At 50.8% G+C, this 23,407-nt stretch carries 18 protein-coding genes and 1 other RNA gene; 14 read left to right on the forward strand and 5 right to left on the reverse strand.

Annotated elements, in window-relative coordinates; genetic code table 11:
- Positions 1-104: 104 nt before the first annotated feature.
- Positions 105-371, reverse strand: a complete 267-nt coding sequence (locus tag ACO0LI_RS27690) for a type B 50S ribosomal protein L31 (RefSeq protein ID WP_186955279.1) — start codon at positions 369-371, stop codon at positions 105-107.
- A gap of 604 nt (positions 372-975) precedes the next feature.
- On the opposite strand from ACO0LI_RS27690, the gene ACO0LI_RS27695 reads away from it, so the two are divergent.
- On the forward strand, positions 976-1,605 hold the full coding sequence (locus ACO0LI_RS27695) for a trimeric intracellular cation channel family protein (RefSeq protein WP_422952732.1): 630 nt from the start codon (positions 976-978) through the stop codon (positions 1,603-1,605).
- A 21-nt stretch (positions 1,606-1,626) separates the two neighbouring features.
- Here ACO0LI_RS27695 and ACO0LI_RS27700 read toward each other — a convergent pair whose 3' ends face one another.
- A complete protein-coding gene (locus ACO0LI_RS27700) occupies positions 1,627-2,310 on the reverse strand; it encodes a TetR family transcriptional regulator (protein ID WP_422952733.1) in 684 nt (227 codons plus the stop codon).
- A gap of 643 nt (positions 2,311-2,953) precedes the next feature.
- Here ACO0LI_RS27700 and ACO0LI_RS27705 point away from each other — a divergent pair.
- The 4 genes from ACO0LI_RS27705 (at position 2,954) to ACO0LI_RS27720 (ending at position 9,821) form a co-directional block, all read left to right on the forward strand.
- On the forward strand, positions 2,954-4,327 hold the full coding sequence (locus ACO0LI_RS27705) for an efflux RND transporter periplasmic adaptor subunit (protein ID WP_423036776.1): 1,374 nt from the start codon (positions 2,954-2,956) through the stop codon (positions 4,325-4,327).
- Between the two features lie 72 nt (positions 4,328-4,399).
- A complete protein-coding gene (locus ACO0LI_RS27710) occupies positions 4,400-7,555 on the forward strand; it encodes an efflux RND transporter permease subunit (protein ID WP_422952735.1) in 3,156 nt (1,051 codons plus the stop codon).
- Positions 7,556-7,557: 2 nt separating this feature from the next.
- On the forward strand, positions 7,558-9,000 hold the full coding sequence (locus ACO0LI_RS27715; RefSeq protein WP_423036778.1) for an efflux transporter outer membrane subunit: 1,443 nt from the start codon (positions 7,558-7,560) through the stop codon (positions 8,998-9,000).
- Between the two features lie 236 nt (positions 9,001-9,236).
- On the forward strand, positions 9,237-9,821 hold the full coding sequence (locus ACO0LI_RS27720) for a hypothetical protein (protein WP_423036780.1): 585 nt from the start codon (positions 9,237-9,239) through the stop codon (positions 9,819-9,821).
- A 184-nt stretch (positions 9,822-10,005) separates the two neighbouring features.
- Here ACO0LI_RS27720 and rho read toward each other — a convergent pair whose 3' ends face one another.
- Complete coding sequence (gene rho, locus ACO0LI_RS27725; protein WP_110257254.1) at positions 10,006-11,268, reverse strand: transcription termination factor Rho; 1,263 nt, start codon at positions 11,266-11,268, stop codon at positions 10,006-10,008.
- Positions 11,269-11,507: 239 nt separating this feature from the next.
- Positions 11,508-11,834: a thioredoxin TrxA gene (gene trxA / locus ACO0LI_RS27730; protein WP_422952738.1), complete on the reverse strand. Its 327-nt coding sequence runs from the start codon at positions 11,832-11,834 to the stop codon at positions 11,508-11,510.
- A gap of 276 nt (positions 11,835-12,110) precedes the next feature.
- On the opposite strand from trxA, the gene ACO0LI_RS27735 reads away from it, so the two are divergent.
- The 9 genes from ACO0LI_RS27735 (at position 12,111) to ACO0LI_RS27775 (ending at position 21,884) form a co-directional block, all read left to right on the forward strand.
- Positions 12,111-14,861, forward strand: coding sequence for a PD-(D/E)XK nuclease family protein (locus tag ACO0LI_RS27735; RefSeq protein ID WP_423036782.1), 2,751 nt, complete (start codon positions 12,111-12,113; stop codon positions 14,859-14,861).
- Positions 14,862-14,872: 11 nt separating this feature from the next.
- Positions 14,873-18,193 (forward strand): UvrD-helicase domain-containing protein, encoded by a 3,321-nt coding sequence (locus ACO0LI_RS27740; protein ID WP_423036784.1) that lies wholly within the window; start codon positions 14,873-14,875, stop codon positions 18,191-18,193.
- Positions 18,194-18,263: 70 nt separating this feature from the next.
- Positions 18,264-18,482, forward strand: coding sequence for a DUF904 domain-containing protein (locus tag ACO0LI_RS27745; protein ID WP_422952741.1), 219 nt, complete (start codon positions 18,264-18,266; stop codon positions 18,480-18,482).
- Positions 18,479-18,805 (forward strand): cell division protein ZapA, encoded by a 327-nt coding sequence (locus ACO0LI_RS27750; RefSeq protein WP_422952742.1) that lies wholly within the window; start codon positions 18,479-18,481, stop codon positions 18,803-18,805. The genes ACO0LI_RS27745 and ACO0LI_RS27750 overlap by 4 nt, the downstream gene beginning before the upstream one ends.
- 67 nt (positions 18,806-18,872) lie before the next feature.
- Positions 18,873-19,053: non-coding RNA, 6S RNA (gene ssrS / locus ACO0LI_RS27755), on the forward strand.
- 136 nt (positions 19,054-19,189) lie between these two features.
- The gene (locus ACO0LI_RS27760) at positions 19,190-19,651 is read left to right on the forward strand and encodes an EVE domain-containing protein (protein ID WP_423036786.1); all 462 of its coding nucleotides are present in this window, start codon (positions 19,190-19,192) and stop codon (positions 19,649-19,651) included.
- A complete protein-coding gene (ybiB, locus tag ACO0LI_RS27765; RefSeq protein ID WP_423036788.1) occupies positions 19,648-20,649 on the forward strand; it encodes a DNA-binding protein YbiB in 1,002 nt (333 codons plus the stop codon). Before ACO0LI_RS27760 ends, ybiB begins: the two co-directional genes overlap by 4 nt.
- Positions 20,650-20,659: 10 nt before the next feature.
- Positions 20,660-21,196 (forward strand): hypothetical protein, encoded by a 537-nt coding sequence (locus ACO0LI_RS27770; protein ID WP_423036789.1) that lies wholly within the window; start codon positions 20,660-20,662, stop codon positions 21,194-21,196.
- A 100-nt stretch (positions 21,197-21,296) separates the two neighbouring features.
- A complete protein-coding gene (locus tag ACO0LI_RS27775; protein ID WP_423036791.1) occupies positions 21,297-21,884 on the forward strand; it encodes a hypothetical protein in 588 nt (195 codons plus the stop codon).
- 378 nt (positions 21,885-22,262) lie between these two features.
- Here ACO0LI_RS27775 and ACO0LI_RS27780 read toward each other — a convergent pair whose 3' ends face one another.
- A complete protein-coding gene (locus ACO0LI_RS27780) occupies positions 22,263-23,387 on the reverse strand; it encodes a hypothetical protein (protein WP_423036793.1) in 1,125 nt (374 codons plus the stop codon).
- Positions 23,388-23,407 lie beyond the last annotated feature (20 nt).

The raw sequence follows: 23,407 nt of genomic DNA on the forward strand, positions 1-23,407 counted from the left end.
TAAAAATTCTTGAGAACCACAGACGGTCTTGCGTGCTCTGCAATTTTGTATTAGCAGGGCTGGCCCTGCCAACGCATGAAACCGTGCTGTGTTTCCCTGGCCAATTAGTTGGCGACAGAAGTCTTGGAACCGACTTTGCCGAACTTTTGGCGGAATTTTTCAACGCGACCGGCTGTATCCACGATTTTGTGTTTGCCAGTGTAGAAAGGATGAGATTCTGCAGAAACCTCGATCTTTACCAGTGGGTATTCTTTACCTTCAAACTCACCTTTGTCTTTGGTGTTGATCGTTGAACGTGTGATGAATTTGAAATCGCAAGAAACGTCGTGGAACAGAACTTCGCGATAATTTGGGTGAATGCCATCTCTCATGCTTGCCTCGAAAATAGTGTAGGTAGCCAATAAGCACTTCGTCGGTCGTCTTGCTTCTTGACCCGATTGCATTATCACTTGCCAAAGGTTAAATAATTGTCTGGATTTTGGACGCCCAAAATGCCAAGCCGATGATTATACAATGAAAATTGGGGTTTTTGCGATGGGATGTTGTTGCGGTGATAGGGTAACACTGTTTAAATGCCGCGATTTAGAGGACGGTTTGGGTGTTGCGTTAAGAAATATTGTGTTTAAAGTATATCTTTTGCGGTCCATATTGGTTTGCTACGAACGCCGCTGGGCTCCTGCCTGCGCAGGAGCGACGAATTTGAGGGTGTTTTCTTTGCATATACTCTTTGATTTTTGGTGATTTTTGTTTGTTTTTCTCTGCGGTTTCCTCTGCGTCTCGTGGTGTAGCAGGGGTTTCGTGCGGCCCGCGTAGGGGAGCGTGCTCTTCGCCTGTGTAACGAAGACTGCTTGCAAGCAGTCTTTCCTTGCTCCGTGGTAAGAGGTCTTGAATTTAAAGAGCCATAGACTATCAGACCCAAAACCACTTCTAACTTGATAAAATCCCCATTTTTGCACCAAATCCTGAAGGAGAAACATGACGACGAGCTATCTGGGTATGAGTTCGATGTTGCATACCATTGAAGTCGCCGGGATACTGGCTTTTGCCAGTTCGGGATTTATTGAGGCACGGCGCAAGCGTATGGATGTGGTGGGGGTGTTTACCGTGGCCTTTATCACGGCCTTTGGTGGCGGCACGCTACGCGATCTGTTGCTGGATAGGCGACCCTTGTTCTGGGTAGAGAATCAGGAATACCCTATCTTGATCTTTGTTATGTCGATTATTGCCATCCCGTTTCTCAAGCATTTGCGCAATGCCGTGACTGAGAATGCCATCGTGCTGGCTGATGCGCTGGGTCTGGGTCTGTTCAGCGTGACCGGGGCATCACTGGCGCAAGAGGCGCAGATGCCGATGTTTGTGTGCGTCATGATGGGGGTTATCACCGGTATTTTTGGCGGTGTCTTGCGCGATATTATCTGTAATGAGATACCGCTGGTATTCAGGCGCAGTCATTTATATGCGACTTGTGCGTTTGCCGGTTGCTGGGCTTACCTGATACTGAACTGGCTGGAGCTCAATGAAGGTGTTGCCCTGGGTTTTGGCGTGGGCATATGCTTCGTACTGCGCATGATGGCTGTACGTTTTGACTGGAAGCTGCCGGTTTAGCGCTTATTTACCTGGTTTTGCTTAGTCCTGATTATTGACGACCAGTTGCAGACCGCATTCTTTTTCTGATGATCTGGCTTTTTTCAGGGGAGGGCGGGCGACCAGGCCTGCCAGGAACATGTCTATCATGTCTTCGGCATGCAGCATCAGACAATAGGCAGAAGAATCTTCCAGCCATTCATGGACTATACCTATGACATAGGCGTGGATGGCTTGCATGGCGATCCAGGTGTCGGTGTCGGGATGCAGTTGCCCCTGATCGACTGCCTGCTGGATCATGGCCTGCACTTTGGCCAGGCATTCAACCCGTTTTTCGCTTTCAGCGCTGAAGAAGATCAGTTCGCTATTCTTTTCGCAGCGATGAAAAATGATGTCAAACACGTTTTGCTGGCGCGCATTGCCAGTGACGAGATTGAGGAAGTGGACATTTAATTGCTTGATACCCGCCAGCGGGTCTTTGTGCGGTGTGGAAACAATCTCGTTGAGCAGGGCTTCCATAGGCAGGAAGGCGCGGTCACACATGGCTTGAAAGAGGGCGTTTTTATCCTTGAAGTGCCAGTAGATAGCGCCACGCGTCATGCCTGCTGCTGTGGCAACATCATTGAGTGTGGTACTGGTGACACCTTTTTCGGCGAAGACTTTTTCTGCTGCGTCTAGCAGAGTATTATAAGTTTCTTGCGCTTCTTCTTTCGTTTTCCTGACCATTTCTGTTTCCTTTGCGTACGCTGCCAATTTTTATCGCTACGTACAATTTTTTTGCTGTCTCTTCGTCATGTATGTAATCACTTGAGTGAAGTGTCAAAAACTATCTGCTTTTAATTTCACTCTGATGATCAGGTATATATATACCTTTTGTGTATTTGCCAGACCTGCATTGTTACTGATTGATACTGACGCACATTTTCAAACGCTGCGCTGTTTTAGATCAATGCTTCAGATCAAATTAATTGCTGCAAAGCAGAAATTTTTTTCCTGCTTTATACTTGTTTTCTTGCTTAAACATTTAGTCAATGCCCGCCCGCACCATTCCGCTCTGTTAGCTTGTCATGAGGCTTTAATCTGACGGGGCTATAAGTCATTAATACCGGATGCCGTATTGATGAATTTTGCGCTTTATGGCATGACGCAATTTTGTTAATTTGAAAACGACTCACGATGAGTCAAGCTAAATAAGAAACATGGCCTTAGAAAAAATGCTGCATCCTGCGGCAGTTTTCATAGGACAGAATAAATTCAGTATTGCCAAAATCCCTGTAATACCGTAGGGCTGTATAAAAACTTTATTTACAAACATTCGTGAATGTATATAATAGCACACCGCCTTTCCCTTTAGAAGAAAGAATCTCCCATGCGCTCCCCTGCAAAACCAATAACAAATGTATTTAAGCTATCTTCGATTGCCAGCCATATGACGCAGGCCCTGCCTGTTTTGCGCATTGCTGCTGTCAGCCTGCCTTTGCTGGTATTGGCTGCCTGTGGCGATAAAGGTGCCGCAAACGCCGGTGGTCCAGGCAAAATGCCGCCACCAGAAGTAAATGTCGTTACCGTACAGCCACGCAACCTGGGGTTGGATTTTGAATATGCTGCGCAAACCGCAGGTTCACGCGAAACAGAAGTGCGTGCCCGCGTTGCCGGTATCCTGGAAAACCGCCTGTATGAAGAGGGTTCCCGCGTCAAGGCTGGCACCGTCTTGTTCCAGATTGACCAGGGTGCTTACCGTACGCAACTCGCATCTGCCGAGGCTGCCGCTGGCGTGGCTGAAGCCAAGCTGAACCAGTCCAAGCGCGAATTTGCCCGTCTGACACCACTGGCAGCAGAAAAAGCCATCAGCCAAAAAGAATTTGATGATGCCAAGTCTGCACTGGAAACAGCAGAGGCCAGCTACAAGCAAGTACAGGCACAGGTCAATGAAGCCAAACTCAATCTGGGTTATACCCGTGTTGTGGCCCCTATTGACGGTGTGACCGGTGTTGCTGCCAAATCAAACGGTAGCCTGGTGACAGCAGCAGACAGTTTGCTGACCACCATCGTGCAAACTGACCCTGTGTATGTCAACTTCAGCGTGCCAGAAGCAGATTATCTGAAGCTGAGTAAAGACGTTGGCGCAGGCAAGATTGCCCTGCCCGGCAAGAAAACCAATAATGGTAGTCTGGCGTTTGATGTTCAACTGAAGCTGGCTGACGGCAGCACAGCTCCAGTCACAGGCAAGATGAACTTTGTCAGCGAAAAAGTGAACCCTAACACGGGTGGTTTTGATGCCCGCGCCCAGGTACCTAATCCTGACGGCACATTGCGCCCAGGTCAGTTTGTACGCGTGATACTCAGTGGTGCTACTCGTAGTGCTGCCATTGCGATACCTCAACGCGCTGTGATTGACAGCCCTATGGGCAAGATCGTGTTCACGGTATCTCCAGATAACAAGCTGGTACCAAAGCCGGTTGAGCTGGATGGCTGGTCACATGGTGAATGGATAGTGACCAAGGGTTTGCAAGGTGGCGACCGCGTATTGGTGGATGGTTTCATCAAAGCGCATGATCCTGGCATGACGGTAACGCCAATCGCGATTATGGCCAAGGCAGCGAATTCACCAGCCCCAGCTGGCGCGCCGCCAGGTGCCCCTGCGGCAGAAGGTAAGCCAGCTGCTTCCAGTGCATCTGCTTCGGCACCAGCAGCAGCGCCAGCAGCGTCAGCACCGGCAGCAAGCGCTGAGGTAAAACACTAAGCCCTATATTAAGCCAAAGTATCAAGCTGAAAATCCGCTGCATAACAAAGCTAAGGCTACAAGGAATAATTCATGTTCTCAAAATTTTTCATTAACCGGCCGATCTTCGCGACAGTTTTATCGCTGATCATCGTGCTGGCCGGTCTGGCCGCTTTGCGCGTCCTGCCGATTTCGCGCTACCCGGAGATTTCTCCGCCGGTAGTGAATGTGACTGCGGTCTATCCTGGCGCGTCTGCCGAGGTGGTTGAGCGTACTGTCGCTGGCCCTATCGAAGAACAGATCAACGGCGTGGAACACATGCTGTATATGGATTCTGTTTCTTCTGCTGACGGTCGTGTATCGATCAACGTCACTTTTGAGGTTGGTACCAATCTCGATATTGCGGCGGTGAACGTTAATAACCGTGTGCGTCAGGCTGATGCCAAGTTGCCGCAAGAAGTACGCCGCCAGGGTGTGACGGTCTCCAAGAGTTCGTCCAACTTCCTCGTGGTTGCGGCCTTGTTCTCGCCAGATAACCGCTACGACGCGCTGTATTTGTCCAACTACGCAACCCAGAATGTGCTGGATGCATTGAAGCGTGTACCGGGTACCACCAATATCCAGATTTTCGGTGCCAAGGATTATGCGATGCGTATCTGGATGCGTCCTGACCGCATGGCACAACTGGGTGTGACGGTTGCCGATATCTCGAACGCGATTACTGAGCAAAATGCCCAGTACGCAGCAGGTAAAGTAGGTGCACCACCAAACAATACCGAAGAACTGACGATGACAGTGACGGCCAAGGGCCGTTTGCTGGAGCCATCTGAATTTGCCAATATCATCATCAAGTCTGCCAAGGGTGGTTCTGCCATCCGTATCAGTGATGTCGCACGTGTTGAGCTGGGTTCCAAGGACTACAACCTGTATGGCCGCGTCAATGGTCACCCATCTGCCAACATCGGTGTGTTCTTGCAGACTGGTGCAAATGCGCTGGAAACCCGCAAGGCGGTAGAGCAAACCCTGAAAGACCTGAAAGCCAAGTTCCCTGAAGGTATGGAATACGCCACGCCTTACGACACGACACCTTTCGTGACAGAGTCGATTGCCGAAGTGTTGAAAACCCTGGGCGAAGCGATGGTGCTGGTGTTCATCGTGGTGTATCTGTTTCTGCAAAGCTGGCGCGCGACTATCATCCCTACACTGGCTGTACCGGTATCTCTGATTGGTACGATGGCGGGTCTGCATTTGCTGGGTTACAGCATCAACACGCTGACCTTGTTCGGTATGGTGCTGGCGATTGGTATTGTGGTGGATGATGCGATTGTGGTGCTGGAAAACGTTGAGCGTCTGATCAATGAAGAAGGCATGACACCAAAAGATGCAGCGATTGAGGCCATGCATGAAGTGACTGGCCCGGTTATTGCGATTGTGCTGGTATTGGTTGCAGCGTTTGGCCCTATCGCTTTCCTCGGTGGTCTGGCCGGTGAATTGTATCGTCAGTTCTCGGTCACGATTTCTATTGCTGTGGTCTTGTCCGGTATCGTTGCTTTGACTTTGACACCTGCTTTGTGCGCGATCTTGCTCAAACCAGGTTCCGAAAATCATAACCGTTTCTTCACCTGGTTTAATGCAGCTTTCCTGCGTTTGACCAAGCGTTACACCAATGGCGTGACCTTCTTTATGAAGCGTGCGGTACTGGGTATTGCACTGGTGCTGGGTATGGTTGCCCTGACTGGTTTACTGTGGAAAAACGTACCTGGTGGTTTGGTGCCGGATGAAGATCAGGGCTATTTCATTGGTGCGGCGATCATGCCGGATGGTGCCTCGCTGGACCGTACTGATGCGATGGTGCGTCAGGTTGAATCCATCATGAAAACCAACAAAAATATCGACACGACGTTTGCCCTGGTTGGTCTGGATTTCCTGGGTGGTGGCGGTTTGAAATCGTCCGCTGCTACCATGTTCTTCCCCTTGAAACCTTGGGAAGAGCGCACGCAGTCTGCTCAGCAGATGGTGGGCGAAAGCTATATGAAAACTGGCCGTATCAAGGAAGGTCTGCCTTTGTTCTTTGCCCCGCCTGCAATTCAGGGCCTGGGTCAGACTGGTGGCTTTGAGTTCTATCTGCAAAATGCGGGTGAAGGCGGCGTCAAGCGTCTGGCGCAACTGTTGCCATTGCTGATCGCTGAAGCTAACAAGCAGCCTGAGCTGGCCGGTGTTAAAACTTTGTGGCAAGCCAATTCACCACAATTGTATGTCGATGTGGACAATGAAAAAGCACGCTCCATGGGTGTGGCCTTGTCTGACGTGTATAACACCCTGGCTGCGACCATGGGTAGTTACTACGTCAATGACTTCAACAAGAATGGCCGTATCTACACCGTGCAGTTGCAGGCAGAAGGTCAGTATCGTGCCAAGCCAGATGACATAGGCAGCATGTATGTGCGTTCTGCCACTGGCCAGATGATACCTGTGCGTGCTTTCACGACCATCAAGTTCATCACCGGTCCTGATTCTGTACAGCGTTTCAATGCCTTGCCATCGATCAAATTGCTGGGCGATGCCAAGCCAGGCTACAGCTCTGGTCAGGCGATTGCAGCGATGGAGCGTGCAGCGAAAAACGTCTTGCCAGCCGATGTAGTCTATGACTGGGGTGGTGCGTCCTTCCAGGAAAAACGCAGCAGCAATGCCGCAGGCCTGGCACTGGGTGCCGGTGTCCTGATGATTTTCCTGATCCTGGCTGCACAGTATGAAAAATGGTCTCTGCCATTCTCGGTCTTGCTGGCGATGCCTTTCGGTATTTTCGGTGCCTTGCTGGCGGTGTATCTGCGTCACTTTAACAATGACGTGTACTTCCAGATTGGTCTGGTGACGCTGTTAGGTCTGTCGGCGAAGAATGCGATTCTGATTGTGGAGTTCGCGGTCATGAAAGTGCATGAAGGTTATGCGCCGGTGGCTGCGGCGCTGGAAGCGGCACGCTTGCGCTTCCGTCCGATTCTGATGACTTCGCTGGCGTTTATTTTGGGTGTGGTACCACTGGCTTTCTCGCACGGCGCTGGTGCTGCTGCGCGTCAATCTCTGGGTACTGGTGTATTGGGCGGTATGTTGGCAGCGACTTTCCTGGCGATCTTCTTCGTGCCTCTGTTCTTCAAGCTGATCAATGACAGACGCTTGAAAACGACTGAGCAGGATTTTGAGCACCCTGTCCATATTTTGCACAATGCGCCTCAAGCAGATGTGAAGGAATAATAATGTCTGGAACAAAATTCATATTAACGACACTGGTTGCCAGCATGGTGCTGGCAGGCTGTGCCTCGGTAGGGCCTGATTACCAGCGTCCGGCGCTGGAAACTCCTGTCAGCCCTGGTGTGGTGGTCACGCAAAACAAACTTGCAGCAGTCGATTATGCCGCCTGGTGGAAAAGCTTCCAGGACCCTGTACTGGATAGCTTGCTGGACGAAGCAACAAAAAATAATCAGGACCTGTTGTTGGCAGCAGCACGTATAGAAGAAGCACGTGCCGTTGCGGTCGGTGCCAATTCGAACCGCTATCCAAGTGTAGATGGCAACCTTGGTGCGACCCGTACCCGTACCAGTGAAAATGCTGGCAAGCTGGGTACTGGTGTCAGCCCTTACAGCAAAGACTTTCAACTGAGCCTGACAGCTTCGTATGAAGTCGATTTCTGGGGCAAGCTGGCTCGTGCCGATGAAGCAGCCCGTGCACGTTTGCTGGCGCAGGAAGCCAATCGTGGTCTGGTGCAAAGCAGCCTGTATGCAAATGTCGCGCAGACTTATTTCAGCCTGCGCGCAGCCGATGCACAACTGGCGCTGGCGGATTCGACCCTGAAAACCCGTCAGGAAAACCTGCGTTTGCAACAGCGCCGTTTTACGGCTGGTGCAACCAGCGAACTTGATTTGCATGTGGCTGAATCTGAAGCAGCCGCATCGGACATCAGTTATGCTCAAGCCAAACAGGCCTTGTCAAACATAGAATCGACACTGGCTGTCTTGCTGGGCCGTTCTGCCAGCGCGATCGCACAGCCTGTGATTGCCCGTGGTAGCGAGATTGGCAGTCTGCATCAGCAACTGGTCATGCCAGCAGACCTGCCGTCTGATTTGCTGAACCGTCGCCCGGATATTTTGTCGGCAGAGCAGGCGCTGGTAGCCGCCAATGCAGATATCGGCCAAGCCAAAGCGCAATATTTCCCTAGCGTTAAATTGACGACGACGGCTGGTTACGAGTCCCGCGTATTCCAGGACTTGATCAATCCGGCATCGCTGTTGTGGAGCCTGGGTAGCAGTCTGGCGCAACCTATCTTCCGTGCCGGTGCAATTGGTGCGGTGGTACAAGGGGCCGAAGCCCGCAAGAACCAGGCACTGGCGCAATATGTGCAGGCAGTGCAGGGTGCTTTCCGTGATGTGCATGACGCGCTGAATAATACGGCGGCTAATGAGCAGGTCAATGTGGCTTCCGAGCGCAGGGTCACTGCCTTGAAAGATTCATTGCGCCTCGCAGACTTGCGCTACAAGAATGGCTATAGCAGCTATCTGGAAGTCTTGAATGCACAACGCGATTTGTTCCAGGCACAGTCCAGCCTGATCGACAGCAAGCGTGCGCAATTGTCTGCCGTGGTCAGCATCTACAAGGCCGTAGGCGGCGGCTGGAGCAAGCCTGAGGTTTTGGCCAGCAAGTAAGTCATGAAGAAATAAAGTAAGAGAAGTAAAGTAAAAGAAATAAAGTAAAAAAGCAGCGGGCCAGTCACAAGACTGGCCCGTTTCTTTTGGGGTTTGCAATGCTTCAAGGAGTTACATTTTGCTACTTACGCTTGTTACTCTCTCTTACAGCTTGGCTGTCATCGGCACTTTCTGATGAGTCGTTATAGGCATGTGACTAGCACATAAAAATCTTAACACTGCATAAGGAAATCATCATGAAAACAAAATTTATCCCCTTGTTATTGGCTGGTTTGTTGACAGGTTCTGTATTTGCACAAACCGTCAGTAGCGATGTACAACGCAATGTGAACCAGCAAACACGCATAGAAGACGGTTTGAAAACCGGACAGTTGACGACCAAAGAAGCAGGCAAGCTGGAACGTGAGCAGGCGGCTGTCGCACATGAAGAACACAAGGCCTTGAAAGATGGCAAGCTGAGTCAGCAAGAAAAAAACAAGCTGGCCAGAATGCAGGATAAGGCCAGTGCCGATATTTATGCAGAAAAGCATGATGCCCAGGTCGGCAATCCCAATTCAGTATCCAGCAAACGCATGCAGGCTGATGTACAAAGAAACGTGAGCCAGCAACAGCGCGTTGAAAATGGCATCAAGTCTGGTGAGTTGACCAATCATGAAGTGGCAAAGCTTGAAAAAGGCCAGGCAAGAGTTGATCACAAAGAGGCTGTTGCGGCAAAAAATGGTCATGTCGGCGCAGCCGAGCAGCGCAATATTGAGCACGCTGAGAACCATCAATCCAAAAAAATCCACAAAGAAAAAACAGATGATCAGGTACGTGGATAATTTGTAAAACAGATAGTGTAAAAAAGCTGGCTTTCTTGTATGGAAGCCAGCTTTTTTGTTGTTTTACCAGGGCTGTTGTCACGACTTTTGCCACGACTTTTACCATGACTTTTACCAAGGCTCCAGGCAATAAAAAAGCCGCCACAACAGTGACGGCTCTTCAGCCTGAAAACAGGAGAGGGGCTTAACCGCCTCTGCGCATCATTTCAAAAAATTCTGCGTTGTTTTTCGTGGCTTTCATCTTGTCGAGGATGAACTCCATCGCTTCGATTTCGTCCATGCTATACAGCAATTTGCGCAAGATCCAGATCTTCTGCAACTGATCCGGCTTGATCAGCAATTCTTCACGACGGGTGCCGGATTTGTTCAAGTTGATGGCTGGATAGACGCGTTTTTCAGCAAGGCGGCGTTCCAGATGAACTTCCATATTGCCTGTGCCTTTGAATTCTTCATAGATCACGTCATCCATACGGCTGCCGGTTTCGATCAGGGCTGTCGCGATGATGGTCAGTGAGCCGCCTTCTTCTACATTACGTGCTGCGCCGAAGAAGCGTTTTGGACGTTGCAGTGCATTTGCATCCACACCACCGGTCAATACTTTGCCGGAAGCCGGGATGACGGTGTTGTAAGCGCGTGCCAGACGGGTGATGGAATCGAGCAGGATGACCACGTCTTTTTTCATTTCTACTAGGCGCTTGGCTTTTTCCAGCACCATTTCAGCAACTTGTACGTGACGGGTAGCTGGTTCATCGAAAGTCGATGCGACAACTTCACCGCGTACTGAACGCTGCATTTCGGTTACTTCTTCCGGACGTTCGTCGATCAGCAAAACGATGAGGGTAACGTCAGGGTGATTGGTGGTAATCGCGTGTGCCACGTGTTGCAGCATGACGGACTTACCGGATTTTGGTGACGCCACCAGCAAACCACGCTGGCCACGGCCTATAGGCGCGATCATGTCAATGATGCGGCCGGTGGTATTTTCTTCGCCGCGCATTTCGCGTTCGAGTGTCAATACCTTGTTCGGGTGCAGGGGCGTCAGGTTTTCAAACAGGATGCGGTGCTTGGAGGCTTCTGGCGATTCGCCATTGACCTTGTCCACCTTCACCAATGCAAAATAGCGTTCACCGTCTTTTGGTGTGCGTACTTCACCTTCGATGGAATCGCCAGTATGCAGATTGAAACGGCGGATTTGCGAAGGAGAGATATAGATGTCATCAGTCGAGGCCATGTAACTGGCATCTGGCGAGCGCAGGAAGCCAAAGCCGTCAGGCAATACTTCAAGGGCGCCATCGCCAAAAATTTGTTCGCCTGATTTTGCACGTTTTTTGAGGATCGCGAACATCAATTCCTGCTTGCGCATACGCGCAGCGTTATCGATATCGAGTCCTATGGCCATTTCCAATAAAGCGGATACGTGTAAGGCCTTTAGTTCAGATAGATGCATGGTGAGTGTCCCGGGATGGGATTATGGGGTGGGGGAGTGAGCAGAGGAACTACAGATTAAACAGGATAGAAAGAATTCTGTCTTGGTTTCGTTTTATTTAATATTATGTAATTCAGGTCTGAATTTGCATGCAGCAGTTGAGGGTCATCAACCGGGGCAGCTGTCTCTTGTTTCTGTATTTTAAAGCTGCAAACAATCTTGTTGTTCGCAGCTTTAAAGTTTCAGACCGCAATAATACCTTAAATATTACTGTCAATGAAAGAGGTTAATTGGCCTTTTGCCAATGCACCTACTTTTTGTGCCGCTGATTTACCATCCTTGAACAGGATCAGGGTAGGGATGCCACGGATACCGAACTTGGCAGGAATTGCCTGGTTGGCATCTACGTCCATCTTGGCTACGATGATTTTGCCGTTATATTCTTTGGCAACTTCTTCCAGTATAGGGGCGATCATTTTGCAAGGACCGCACCATTCAGCCCAGAAATCGACCAATACCGGTACGTTAGAGTTTAATACGTCTGCTTCGAATGAAGCATCGCTTACATATTTGATGTTTTCGCTCATGGAATCCTCAACGAGAGGGAAAAATTAAGGGGTAACAGCGCCACTGAATGTCGGTATTTTGGGACCGCGCCGCATTCTGATTTGAATCTGGGGGTGATAGTCACAAATTCAATGGTGTTGAATAGTGTCGCACCGTGACTAAAGCAAAATGAGTCAGGCATGGTTAGCTATGCGGTAGATAATAACCTATTTTTTAGAAAAGTGTCATGCATGCAGCCAAAATGCTGTAGCCGTCGCATAGTATACTTGCTCTACAGGCAAAACCATTAATCCTTGATGCTACATAATCCCCAACTGATACCTGCTGGCCCCCTCTTCTGGCAACAGACTGCACAGGCGTTTTTGCGCGCTGCCAGGGAGCAGGGCTGGGGGCGCGAGCAAGAGCGGGATTTTTCCGGGGTAAGAGTGATCGTGCCCACCTACCAGCACGCCCACCTGCTGTTAAGGGCATTGGGGGCAGTATTGCAGGGTAACTTTATTCCGCCACGCATACAAACCCTGTTTGCCCTGCTGGAAATGCAGGCACCGGATGTTGCACTGCAAAATAGCATTGGCGGAGATTCCAGCGAAAGACTCATGGGGCTGTATGCGGAATTGCGGCAACATCCCTGGTTAAAGAAATTATTTGGTGCGCGCCGCAATACTGATTTATTGCCGCTGGCGCAGACTCTGCTGACGCTGTCGGATGAATTGACTGCTGTCTTATTGCCCACCGTAGGCAAGGATAAAAGCAAGCTGGAAAAAGACTGGCAGGCAGCACTGGCGCAATTGCCCGCACCTGCGCAGGCTTTATTATCTGAAGAAACACAACTGGTATGGTCAGTCTGGCAGAGCCAGCTTGATGGCAATGACCCGCAGGTAAAACGCTATGCGCAATTGCTGCAAATTGCCACGCAGGCCAGCGAGCCTTTGCTATGGATAGCGCCCACTCCGCCCAATCCCATGGAACAGGCATTTTTGCAAGCCTGGGCAAAGAAACAAAGCGTATTGCAAATCAGCCTGGACTGGCGCGCACATACCTTGCCGCAACCGTATTACCATGCCTGGCCGGGTTTGCAGGATACCGGCAGCCAACATCAGCAGGCGCTGACTGAATATGTAGAGACATCTCACATACGCCTGTGCCGCGCCACTTCGCTCGAAGATGAGGCGGTGCAGGGGGCGCAAACCATCATCAACTGGCTGCAGGCAGGCAAGCAAAGTGTGGCCGTGGTGGCGCAAGACCGCGTCGTGTCCCGCCGCATACGCGCCTTGCTGGAACGCGCACAGATCATGGTGGCAGATGAAACCGGCTGGAAGCTATCGACCACCCGGGCTGCTGCAGCCATCGCCGCCTGGCTGGAAGTGGTGACGACGCGGGCCGATACCATGGCCTTGCTGGATTTTTTGAAATCCCCTTACTTGCTATGGAAAGACCCGGATAATACTGAGCCTGAGCAAGATCCCATCGCTGCCAAGGCCGACCTGGTCATGCGCATAGAGCTGGTCTTGCGCCGTGCCAATGTGCTGGGTGGCTGGGAATCAGTATTGGCGGCTCTGGACGCGGGTAAAGATACCGCGCCAGCCAGCCGCTGGATCAGGTCCATGGCCAGGCAGGCTGGTAATTTTACGGGCAGGCGCAGCCTGTCTGAATGGAGTGCACTGAGCCTGCAGGTGTTCTTTGACCTCTCCATGTTCAATGCCTTCCAGGCAGACCCGGCTGGCGCGCAAATCATACAATTGCTACAGAAATTACAGCTCGCCTGTGAGGATTTGAAAACGCCATTCACCTTTGCTGAATGGCGTGCCCTGATGAATCTGCAACTGGAGAGCACGGCATTTGTGTTCGCACATACTGACAAGCGCGTGGTCATGTTGCCGCTGAATGGTGCCCGCCTGCGTCCCTTTGATGCGGTACTGCTGGTCGGTGCCGATGCGTCGCACCTGCCATCGCAAGCCAGTGAGATTTTATTTTTTGCGAATTCAGTCAGACGCGAATGCGGGCTGGAAACCCGCGAGTCGCGCCAGCAACAGCAATTGCGCGATTTTGCTGAGCTATTGCTGAGTAATACGGACATCGTTTTATCCTGGCAAGGCAGCCTGAATGGTGAACATAATCCCGTCAGCCCGTGGCTGGAACAACTCGGTCTGACACTGGAGCGTACCCAGCAGGGCGTGCTGGACAGTCATCCTCTGGATTTGCCAGTCAGGACCATGCAAATAAGTCCGCAACATATGCCCACACCCTCTGCCGCTGCGTTGTTGCCAGAGACTTTATCTGCCAGTGCCTATACCAGCCTGGTGGTGTGCCCTTATCAGTTTTTTGCCGGGCGCATGCTGGGTTTGAGTGCGCTGGATGAACTGTCAGACATGCCGGAAAAGCGTGACTATGGCGACTGGCTGCATGCCATCCTCAAGCGTTATCATGAAGAGTTGAAAGCTGTTCAAGTCAATCAGACTGGCGTGGATAAAGAAGCTCTACTGCGCAATATCTCCGCTGATTTTTTTGCCGAGGTATTGCAAAAAAGCCCGGCGGCACTAGCTTATAGCGTGCGCTGGGATAAAGTTATCCCCGCCTATGTCGCCTGGATGCAGGCGCATGAAGAAGCTGGCTGGCAGTTTGATATGGGTGAAATCAAGAATGAAAAGACGCTGGAATGGCAGGGTGGCCAGGTCATGCTCAAAGGTCGCATAGACCGCATAGACAGAAATATGAATGGTGAAGTGGCAGTACTCGATTACAAGACAAAAAATCTGATTGACTTGCGCAGGAGACTCAAGGAAGGTGAAGATCATCAACTGCCATTTTATGGCTTGCTGACGGATTTGCCTGTCAGCTCAGGCAGTTATGTCGCTCTTGAACTGAGTCAGGGCAAGGCGGGTGACGTCGCTGCCGATGATTTTGATCGCTGGGTTTCAGAGCTGGCACTGGCGATTAAAACCAGTATGTCATCCATACAAAAAGGTGCAAGCTTGCCAGCCCATGGCGTAGAAGCAAATTGCCAGTATTGTGAAATGCGTGGACTCTGTCGCAAGGGGGCATGGTGATGACGGAGTCCATGCAGGCGCCTCAATATTCACAGGCTTATGAAGTCAATGGTCAGGCTGTCAGCCATGCCCACTTCACGGCAGCCGCCTGTGACCCGCGTCATACCGTCGTCGTTGAAGCTTGTGCTGGCAGTGGCAAGACCTGGTTGCTGGTGTCGCGCATGTTGCGGCTCTTGCTGGCGGGGGCTGAGCCAGCAGAATTATTGGCGATTACCTTTACCCGCAAGGCTGCGCAAGAGATGCGCGAACGCCTCATGGATTTGCTGCATGAACTGGCACTGGCAGACATTGCCCATGTGCGGCAATTGCTGACTGAGCGCGGCATTGCCGAGGCTGACTTGCAGAATGTCATCCCGCTGGCGCGTGGCTTGTACGAGAAGGTCTTGTCCAGCCCACATTCACTATCACTGGACACTTTTCATAGCTGGTTTGGCCGTTTGATACAACTGGCACCGCTGGCATCTGGCGTACCACACGGCTTTACTCTGGTTGAAGCCAGCGGTGACATACAGCGCGAAGCCTATGGCCAGCTCATGCAAATGCTGGCGCAGGAAGAGCATGCTCACATCAAAGAAGCGCTGCTATTCCTGTATCAGGAAATTGGTGACTTCAATGCCCGCGAAATGCTGGAAGCCTTTCTCGATAAACGGGCAGAGTGGTGGGCCAGTAATCAACAAATTGAACTAGGCGGCCCGCTGGACTGGTTGCGTGATTTATGCGGCGCAGACCTGTACCAGGATGCGCGGCTCAGTATCTGGGAAGACGCCCAGCTATATCAGCGCATTGCCCACATGGCCCTGGTATTGGGCCAGGGTTCAAAAAATAACCAGACCAATGCCAGCAAGATAGAGCAAGGCCTAACGGATGGCCCCAGCCTGGATGCCTTTGCCATGATTTGTGATGGCTTCATCAATGGGCAGGGCAATATCCGCTCACATAATGTCAAGGTCAAGGCGCTGATCACCTCCATAGAAAAACACCTGGGTCTGGACCAGATCAATGCCTTTGAAGATGAATGCGAAGCGATAGTACAGGCGCTGCATCAACTGCAAAAACGCAGTGCAGAAAAAATGGTCATGCAAGTCAATGAGGCCCTGTTTGCTGTCGGCACAGCTTATCTTGAATGCTACCAAAGCCTGAAGTCAGACCAGCGGGTATTTGATTTTGCTGACCTCGAATGGCAGGCATATAGACTGCTCAGTAATGAAGAATATGCAGCCTATTTGCATAGCCGTCTTGATGCGCGCTACAAGCATATCTTGCTGGATGAATTTCAGGATACCAATCCCCTGCAATGGGGCATAGTGCAAGCCTGGCTGGAAGCTTATGGCGACGATGGTGCCAAGCCCAGTGTGTTTGTAGTGGGCGACCCCAAGCAATCTATCTATCGATTCCGTCGCGCCGAACCCCGGGTATTTACTGCTGCACAAAATATGCTGGCAGCGCAGGGGGCGCGGGTTTTGCGCACCAATCAGACACGCAGGAATGCGCCTGCGATTGTTGATGTGCTTAATGTCAGCATGCATGGCAACCCGCTGTTTCAGGCGCAGACTACGGCTTCAGATGCAGAAGGTGCGGTCTGGCGTTTGCCATTGATAGGTATGGCTGCGCCAAGTGATGCAGAGGAGGTAGGCGAAGAGGAAGCGGCGCCTTCACGTTTTCCTCTGCGCAATCCGCTGACAACCCCGCTGGAAGAGGCGGAAAATCAGCAACGCTATGAAGAGGGCAAGCAAGTCGCGCAAGCCTTGCTGGGCATACGTGCCGCACAGGGTGCCGATAGCTGGCACTGGAGCGACGTGATGCTGCTGGTCAAGCGCCGCACACACTTGTCTGCCTATGAAAAAGCCTTGCGCGAAGCAGGCATTCCCTTCGTGTCCAGTCGTCGTGGTGGCTTGCTAGATGCGCTGGAAGTGCTGGATTTGATCGCACTATTAAATTTCCTGATGACGCCAGGTGACAACCGTGCGCTGGCGCATGTGTTAAAGTCGCCCATCGTGGCAGCCAGTGATGACGATCTGATTGCGTTGGCCATGCGCGATGAAGCGACCTGGTGGAAGCGTTTGCAAGCCTTGACCTTGGACTTAGCCTCGAAGGGGGATGATTCTTTTCCAGTTCTGCAACGCGCTGCCAGTTTGTTGCAGCAATGGATGGAAGCGTCTTATTATTTGCCCGTGCATGATTTGCTGGACCGCATTTTGCATCAGGGTGAGGTCTTGCAACGCTATGCGCAAGCATCGTCAGTTGCGCAGCGCAGCCAGGTCATGGGCAATATCCATAGTTTTACAGAACTGGCTTTGAACCTGGATGCCGGGCGCTACCCCAGCCTGCCAAAGTTTATCGCTGCCCTGAGTGCCTTGCGCCGTGGTGGTGACAGCGATGCACCTGATGAGTCCGCAGTTGATAGCGCGGCTGATGCCGTGCGAATATTGACCATCCACAGTGCCAAGGGCCTGGAGGCAAAGATTGTCATCATGCTGGACGCCAATCACAGTGAATCGATGAAAGACAGGATAGGTGTCCTGTGCCAGTGGCCTTTGCAGGCAGGTGAGGAAAGGCATTTTTCTGTCTTTGGCAAAAAAGACCAGCGCGGCGCTGCGCGTGACCGGTTTTTTGCACAGGAAGAAGCTCAGGCCACGCAAGAAAACTGGAACCTTTTATATGTCGCCATCACCCGCGCCAAGCAGATATTGATACTCAGTGGTGTGCAGAGCGGGAAAAAGCAACTAGCGCCTAGCTGGTATGACTACCTCGACCATGTAGAAGAAAAATCGCCGCCTGCGGCTAATATTGAAAATGAAATGCAGCAGGATCAGTCATTCAGCATGGCGGTATTTGAACCCCCTGCCATGCCTGCTGAAGAGATAGTGCTGGAAGTGAGCAGTGATGAACAATTGGAAGGCATAGCTCTGCATACCCTGATGGAGCGTTTGAGCAATAACGCAAAGAGTTGGCCGATTGCGGTGCCAGATGCCGAAACCATTGCAGCCTGGCTGCCTTGTTCCAGTCCCATGGCAGCGACCATACGCAAACAGGCTGAGTGTATATTCAGTAATTCTGCATTGCAGAAATTTTATGAGCCTGCCGCATATATATATGCGCGCAATGAAATGGATGTGCTGGTCGAGAAAAGATTATTGCGCCTGGACAGGGTTGTGGTTTTTTCGCATGAGGTCTGGGTATTGGATTATAAGCGTCAGCTTTTACCCGGCCAGGAGGTGGGCTATCGCCAGCAGTTGCTGGATTATGTACAAGCCTTAAAGCAGGTATTTTCTGATAAAACCGTCCATGCTGCACTTATTTTGAGTGATGGCAGCCTGATAGACCTGCTCTGACAGAAAATTTGCTCGTATAATTGAACTCTGCGTTGACGACCAGGTTGTATACCCCTAAAACTGAGACATGATGATTTCCGAATTCGAATTGCTTACTGAAAAAGTGAAGCAGCTTACTGTACTGGCACACACCCTGCGCAGCGAAAATGCCAGATTGCGTAATGACGTGGTGTCATTGGCGACCCAAAACACAGACTTGCAACAACGCATGCAGCAGGCCCATGACCGTGTCTCTGCCTTGCTGTCGCAACTGCCTGCCGAGGTATTGAATGACAAGGAGGCAGCATGAGCGAAGTAAAAGTCATACAGGTCGATGTCAATATCATGGGTCAGAGTTACAAGCTCAGTTGCCGCGAAGGTGAAGACCGCGCCCTGCGCGAAGCTGCTGCCTACCTTGATGGCAAGATGTCCGCCATACGTGATGCTGCAAAAGTCAAGGGTACTGACAGGATCGCCGTCATGGCAGCATTGAGCATGACCACAGAGTTGCTGGCGACCAAGTCACCCGAAGGCCCTTTGTCTGGCTTGTCTCTGGCAGAAGTCAAACAAAAGATCAACGAAATGCATGAAATGATGGATCAGGCTTTGACTCCACAAGAAAAACTATTTTGATTGATAAGCTTATTATTTAATTTAATCAAAATAGCTGGCGATGCGCGGGCATTTCAGGGTACACTTTAGATCCCTGCCGTGTTCGCCAATGCCATATATTCCTTGAACCATTTTAGTGCATAGGCCGTGGAACATTGTTCGATGGGTGTGAGCGTCGCTAGTCCGATGAACCCGAAATTGAATTGACCGTGGCCAACTTGAACCGCTCAGGTTCAGGATGCCGGCATAGCGGCATCGGTGGGGACTTATTCTGAACGGCTGTCATTTTTTATGACAGCCGTTTTTTTATGCCCGATCAATCCACGAGGTTTATCGTTCTCATGTGTTTGTGTCGTCGCCAGATAAATGTGCGACAATTTCCTTTTGACTTTGCAGGTGTTCACCATGGCATATTGGTTGATGAAGTCTGAACCGGATGAGATCAGTATTGACGATGTGCTGGCTTTGCCCAGCATTCCCTGGTTTGGTGTACGCAATTACCAGGCGCGTAATTTCATGCGGGATGGCATGAAGGTTGGTGATGGTGTGCTGTTTTACCATTCCAGTTGTCCCGAGCCTGGCATCGCAGGTCTGGCCGAAGTGGCCAGCACTGCTTACCCGGATCATACCCAGTTTGAAAAAGACAGTAAATACTTTGATCCCAAAGCGACACAGGAAACCCCGCGCTGGATGATGGTCGATGTCAAGGCCAAGGGCAAGACCCGCTTGCTGAGCCTGGCAGAACTCCGGACTTACCCTGAACTGGCGGACATGACGGTGCTGCAAAAAGGCAGCCGCCTGTCGATTACGCCAGTCAAGCCAGATGAGTGGCGCTTTATCCAGAAATTGTTGAAGGAACAGGTTTGAAATTTTCTCCATTCACTGCAAATTCTGCGACAGAGTCGGTTGAGCCTCTTGCTGCTGCCAAATTCATCAAGGAAATAGGTCGCGGCAAAGATGGCGCGCGCAGCATGACACAGGCAGATGCTGCGACTTTATATACCGCCATGCTGGCTGGACGGGTCTCTGACCTGGAGTTGGGCGGCATCTTGCTGTCCATGCGCATCAAAGGCGAGTCTATAGAAGAAATTTCTGGCTTCCTGCAGGCGGCTCAACCCTACATTTTGCCGCTGCAAGCACCTGCAGATAGTCCTTATGCCCCGGTAGTCATACCAACTTATAACGGTGCCCGCAAGAAAGCCAATCTGACGCCTTTGCTGGCCTTGTTGCTCGCGCGACGGGGTGTGCCTGTGCTGGTACATGGTGTGCGTACAGATTCAGGGCGTGTTGCTACTGCAGAGATATTCCAGGCCCTGGGCTTGCCTTTGGTGACCAGCTCAGAACAAGTGCAGGAGCAGATGCAGCAAAAGCAGCCAGCCTTTATGCCCATAGATGCCTTATCGCCCGCAATGGCGCACTTGCTGAGCCTGCGCCGTATCCTGGGCGTGCGCAATTCCACCCATACGCTGGTCAAACTCTTGCAACCTTTTGTCGTGCCTGCTTTGCGCCTGAGTTCTTACACCCATCCTGAATATCTGTTGATGTTGCAAGACTATTTCACCCGCTGCGCACCTGTTGAAGCTGGCGATGTATTCCTCATGCGTGGCACCGAAGGAGAGGCCGTTGCCAGCACGGGCAGGGCCCAGCAGATAGACTGGTTCCATGTCGGGCAGGGCACTACCCTCGTGCCTGCGCAGCAAGAACCCTTGGCAGAAGTGCCTGCGGTGCCTGACAGTATCGATGCAGCTACGACAGCAGCCTGGATCAGGTCCGTGCTGGCGGGCGATATTGCCGTACCTGAAAATATTGCTGCACAAGTAGAGCATTGCGCCAGCGTTGCCCAGCGTTTGCGACAACAAAGCTAAGGCTGAATCCATGATGGAAACCGGTTTGGCAGAAATTAATCCCAATGTGCGCGATGACCCGCGTCTGGATAGGGTATTGAATTTTCTTGGCAAGATAGGCATCGCGGTTATTGAGCGCGAGCTGCAACACGCAACGTTTTTGCCCGGCCTTGATCTGGGGCCTGGCTGCATTTATGTCGATTATGGCAAACTCAAATACCCTGGCGACATGGTGCATGAAGCGGGGCATCTGGCGGTGACACCATCTGCGAATCGTGCACTCATAGGTAGTGATCAGCAAGACAAGGACTGGCCACCACAAGGCGAAGAGATAGCCGCTATTTTATGGTCACTGGCGGTGGCCAGGGAACTTGATTTGCCGCTGGATTTTGTGTTTCATCCGAATGGTTACAAGGATGATTCCAGCTGGTTGATAGAGACTTTTGAATCAGGTAATTTTATTGGCCTGCCGTTTCTGGAATGGGCGGGCCTGAGCCTGGGGGCGGTACGTGCAGAGAAAGAAGGTAAGCCTGCTTTTCCCCGCATGCTCAAGTGGATGCGGGAGTAGTTCTGATGTAAGCGTGCAGGCGTGCACATGGCAGTGAACGACGAAGTCGGGATCGGTTTACAAATACACATAAATAAATGTAAATTTTATGGGGATGAAAATGAAGGCTTCGGTGCTAACGATTGTTTTTTCCGCTGCAGTGCTGGCGTGTGGCGTGAGTAATGCCGCTGACTGTGTGTCGATCAAGTCTCAAAAAGAGCGCTTAAAGTGTTTCGATGCTTCAGCCAAACAAGCTGATATAGACTCCCCAAAAAAGAAAGAGTTGGACGACAAGGCTGATCCGGACAAGCTTGAGTCAGCGCGGCTATCCCAAAAAAAACTGGACAACGAAAAAGCAAACAAGGCCGCGACTGAGAGCTTTGTCAATGGCCGTATAGTCAGTCTGTCGATTGTGACGTTGAGTTGGAAGAATTTCATGTCTAACCCTGGCGGTGTGGATGAGAGGCTGAAGACGGTAGAATGGGCCAAACAAGAGACAGTTAGTGACTATGACAAATTGCTTGCCATGGAAGAGTATAGCCCCATACTAAGGGGAAAAATCAAGGACCTGGTCGCTTCGTGGCTGCAGGCGGTGGAGGATGCGCGGCCCACTTCAAGTGATAGTGTGCGTAGCCACAGTGCGCGAGTGGATGCGGCGGTTAGACTGTTTCAGGCACAGGTTGACCGTTTAAAGCTTGATATCAGATGACGCGCTTCCTTGCTCTCATGGTGATGGTGCTCGCCATTGAAGCATTCGCTGCGCCAGCCCGCAGCTCAACCGTCAAGCGTCACTTCCAGCGCTAGAATCCGTGCCCCGGTACCCACGAGGCCAGGGGCAAGGAACAGCGTTATCTGCTAAAAAAATTGGGTCATTTCTAACATTCCAACATTTTCAACCCGGCGAACGATTACGCGCCGCCGATCGTCTCCGCGTGCTTTGAGAAATGCTGAATTTTCGTGGGTAAGAATGTTGGAATGTTAGAAATGACCCCATCTTCTTTGCTTGCAGCTCAGGTTGAATGGTTCTGGTCAATCGAACGTCGAACAGGGCAGCAGCAGTAACAGCAGCAGCCGCAATTACTACAACTCAAGTCCGCCAGACATCATCCCAAGAACTCTGCCAATAGCTCGGATATTTTTTTTTCATCGCTTCCAAAAACAAATCTATCTCTTCAATTGCATTAAATTTTAATAATCCAGATGGTGGCTTTGGCCCTCTTTTAAATCGTTCAATAGCTCGTTCTCTACATACAAGAGCAGAGTGTATGAATACTGGCCACTCCAATCGGCGAATCAAATGTGCACGTAATGCATTAACAAGATCAATATTACGTTGGCCTCGATTCATTGCGTCATAATCCTTCAAGTAATTTACTGCCGCGTATGGATATGATATTTGAAAAGAAAAATCATCAAAATTTGGGCTCATTGAGGTAAAGTCAATCGAAGCGCCTTTTTCCAACTCCGCGAGTACATTTTCTAATCTCTCTAATTGAATATGCTCTTTTTGAGCAGATTCAGATCCTTCGTATAAGTTCCAGAAAAGAATAGCCTCTTCGTGTTCATCGCATCCTAAAAAACGCGACTGCCAATCAGTGCTTGCCAACGCCTCATCATCAAAAGGGCGAACAAAGAATATCCCACGCTCCGCGACATATTGATGCAATACCCGAGTCAAATTTTCTCTTGCCTCAGGAGTTTTAGGAAGTAAGTACGTACGAAACCAAAGGGGAATAAGCGGACGTTCTTTCTTATTAAAACCTGTGTGCGGAGGATTTAATAGCCCACCATCAAAAGGTAACAATCCATAAGGAATATTTCGCTCAGTCAAATCGTGTGATGATAATTCCTTTTTAAATTTTATACGCGTCTCTTTATCTATAAAAAAAGATTGTGTCCATGATGACTGCTGCAGTCCGATGTCCACAGCGACCTCCGCTGCTTCATAACTACTTCTTGGAGCAGAACTTAAGACATGATTTCGAGGTGCAGCCAATATAGCTGCAGTCCAAGGAAGTTTTTCAAAATCTAAAAAATATAACATCAATTCATCGCGCGATCGCAGCTCATCTTCAGCCCAATGAATACACGATTTCTTTAAATCCTTAAATAAATAAGGTAATCCCCCGGCTCTGCCGGGGGACTCCTCAAGGTTTGACCTATACGGCGGTCGGTTTGAAACTTCTATCTCTACCAAAAGAAGGAGTTTCAAGATGAAAGAGTATCAAAGTT

The sequence above is a fragment of the Undibacterium sp. Tian12W genome, assembly GCF_049339405.1.
Taxonomy (GTDB): Bacteria; Pseudomonadota; Gammaproteobacteria; order Burkholderiales; family Burkholderiaceae_D; genus Undibacterium.

What these genes read in the sequence shown, in the direction of transcription:
- ACO0LI_RS27695 (WP_422952732.1), top strand. Translation starts at nt 976, where the DNA reads ATGACGACGAGCTATCTGGGTATGAGTTCGATGTTGCATACCATTGAA.
- ACO0LI_RS27690 (WP_186955279.1), bottom strand. Translation starts at nt 371, where the DNA reads ATGAGAGATGGCATTCACCCAAATTATCGCGAAGTTCTGTTCCACGAC.
- ACO0LI_RS27715 (WP_423036778.1), top strand. Translation starts at nt 7,558, where the DNA reads ATGTCTGGAACAAAATTCATATTAACGACACTGGTTGCCAGCATGGTG.
- rho (WP_110257254.1), bottom strand. Translation starts at nt 11,268, where the DNA reads ATGCATCTATCTGAACTAAAGGCCTTACACGTATCCGCTTTATTGGAA.
- ACO0LI_RS27760 (WP_423036786.1), top strand. Translation starts at nt 19,190, where the DNA reads ATGGCATATTGGTTGATGAAGTCTGAACCGGATGAGATCAGTATTGAC.
- ACO0LI_RS27720 (WP_423036780.1), top strand. Translation starts at nt 9,237, where the DNA reads ATGAAAACAAAATTTATCCCCTTGTTATTGGCTGGTTTGTTGACAGGT.
- ACO0LI_RS27700 (WP_422952733.1), bottom strand. Translation starts at nt 2,310, where the DNA reads ATGGTCAGGAAAACGAAAGAAGAAGCGCAAGAAACTTATAATACTCTG.
- ACO0LI_RS27710 (WP_422952735.1), top strand. Translation starts at nt 4,400, where the DNA reads ATGTTCTCAAAATTTTTCATTAACCGGCCGATCTTCGCGACAGTTTTA.
- trxA (WP_422952738.1), bottom strand. Translation starts at nt 11,834, where the DNA reads ATGAGCGAAAACATCAAATATGTAAGCGATGCTTCATTCGAAGCAGAC.
- ACO0LI_RS27705 (WP_423036776.1), top strand. Translation starts at nt 2,954, where the DNA reads ATGCGCTCCCCTGCAAAACCAATAACAAATGTATTTAAGCTATCTTCG.
- ACO0LI_RS27745 (WP_422952741.1), top strand. Translation starts at nt 18,264, where the DNA reads ATGATTTCCGAATTCGAATTGCTTACTGAAAAAGTGAAGCAGCTTACT.
- ACO0LI_RS27775 (WP_423036791.1), top strand. Translation starts at nt 21,297, where the DNA reads ATGAAGGCTTCGGTGCTAACGATTGTTTTTTCCGCTGCAGTGCTGGCG.
- ACO0LI_RS27770 (WP_423036789.1), top strand. Translation starts at nt 20,660, where the DNA reads ATGATGGAAACCGGTTTGGCAGAAATTAATCCCAATGTGCGCGATGAC.
- ACO0LI_RS27740 (WP_423036784.1), top strand. Translation starts at nt 14,873, where the DNA reads ATGCAGGCGCCTCAATATTCACAGGCTTATGAAGTCAATGGTCAGGCT.
- ACO0LI_RS27750 (WP_422952742.1), top strand. Translation starts at nt 18,479, where the DNA reads ATGAGCGAAGTAAAAGTCATACAGGTCGATGTCAATATCATGGGTCAG.
- ACO0LI_RS27735 (WP_423036782.1), top strand. Translation starts at nt 12,111, where the DNA reads ATGCTACATAATCCCCAACTGATACCTGCTGGCCCCCTCTTCTGGCAA.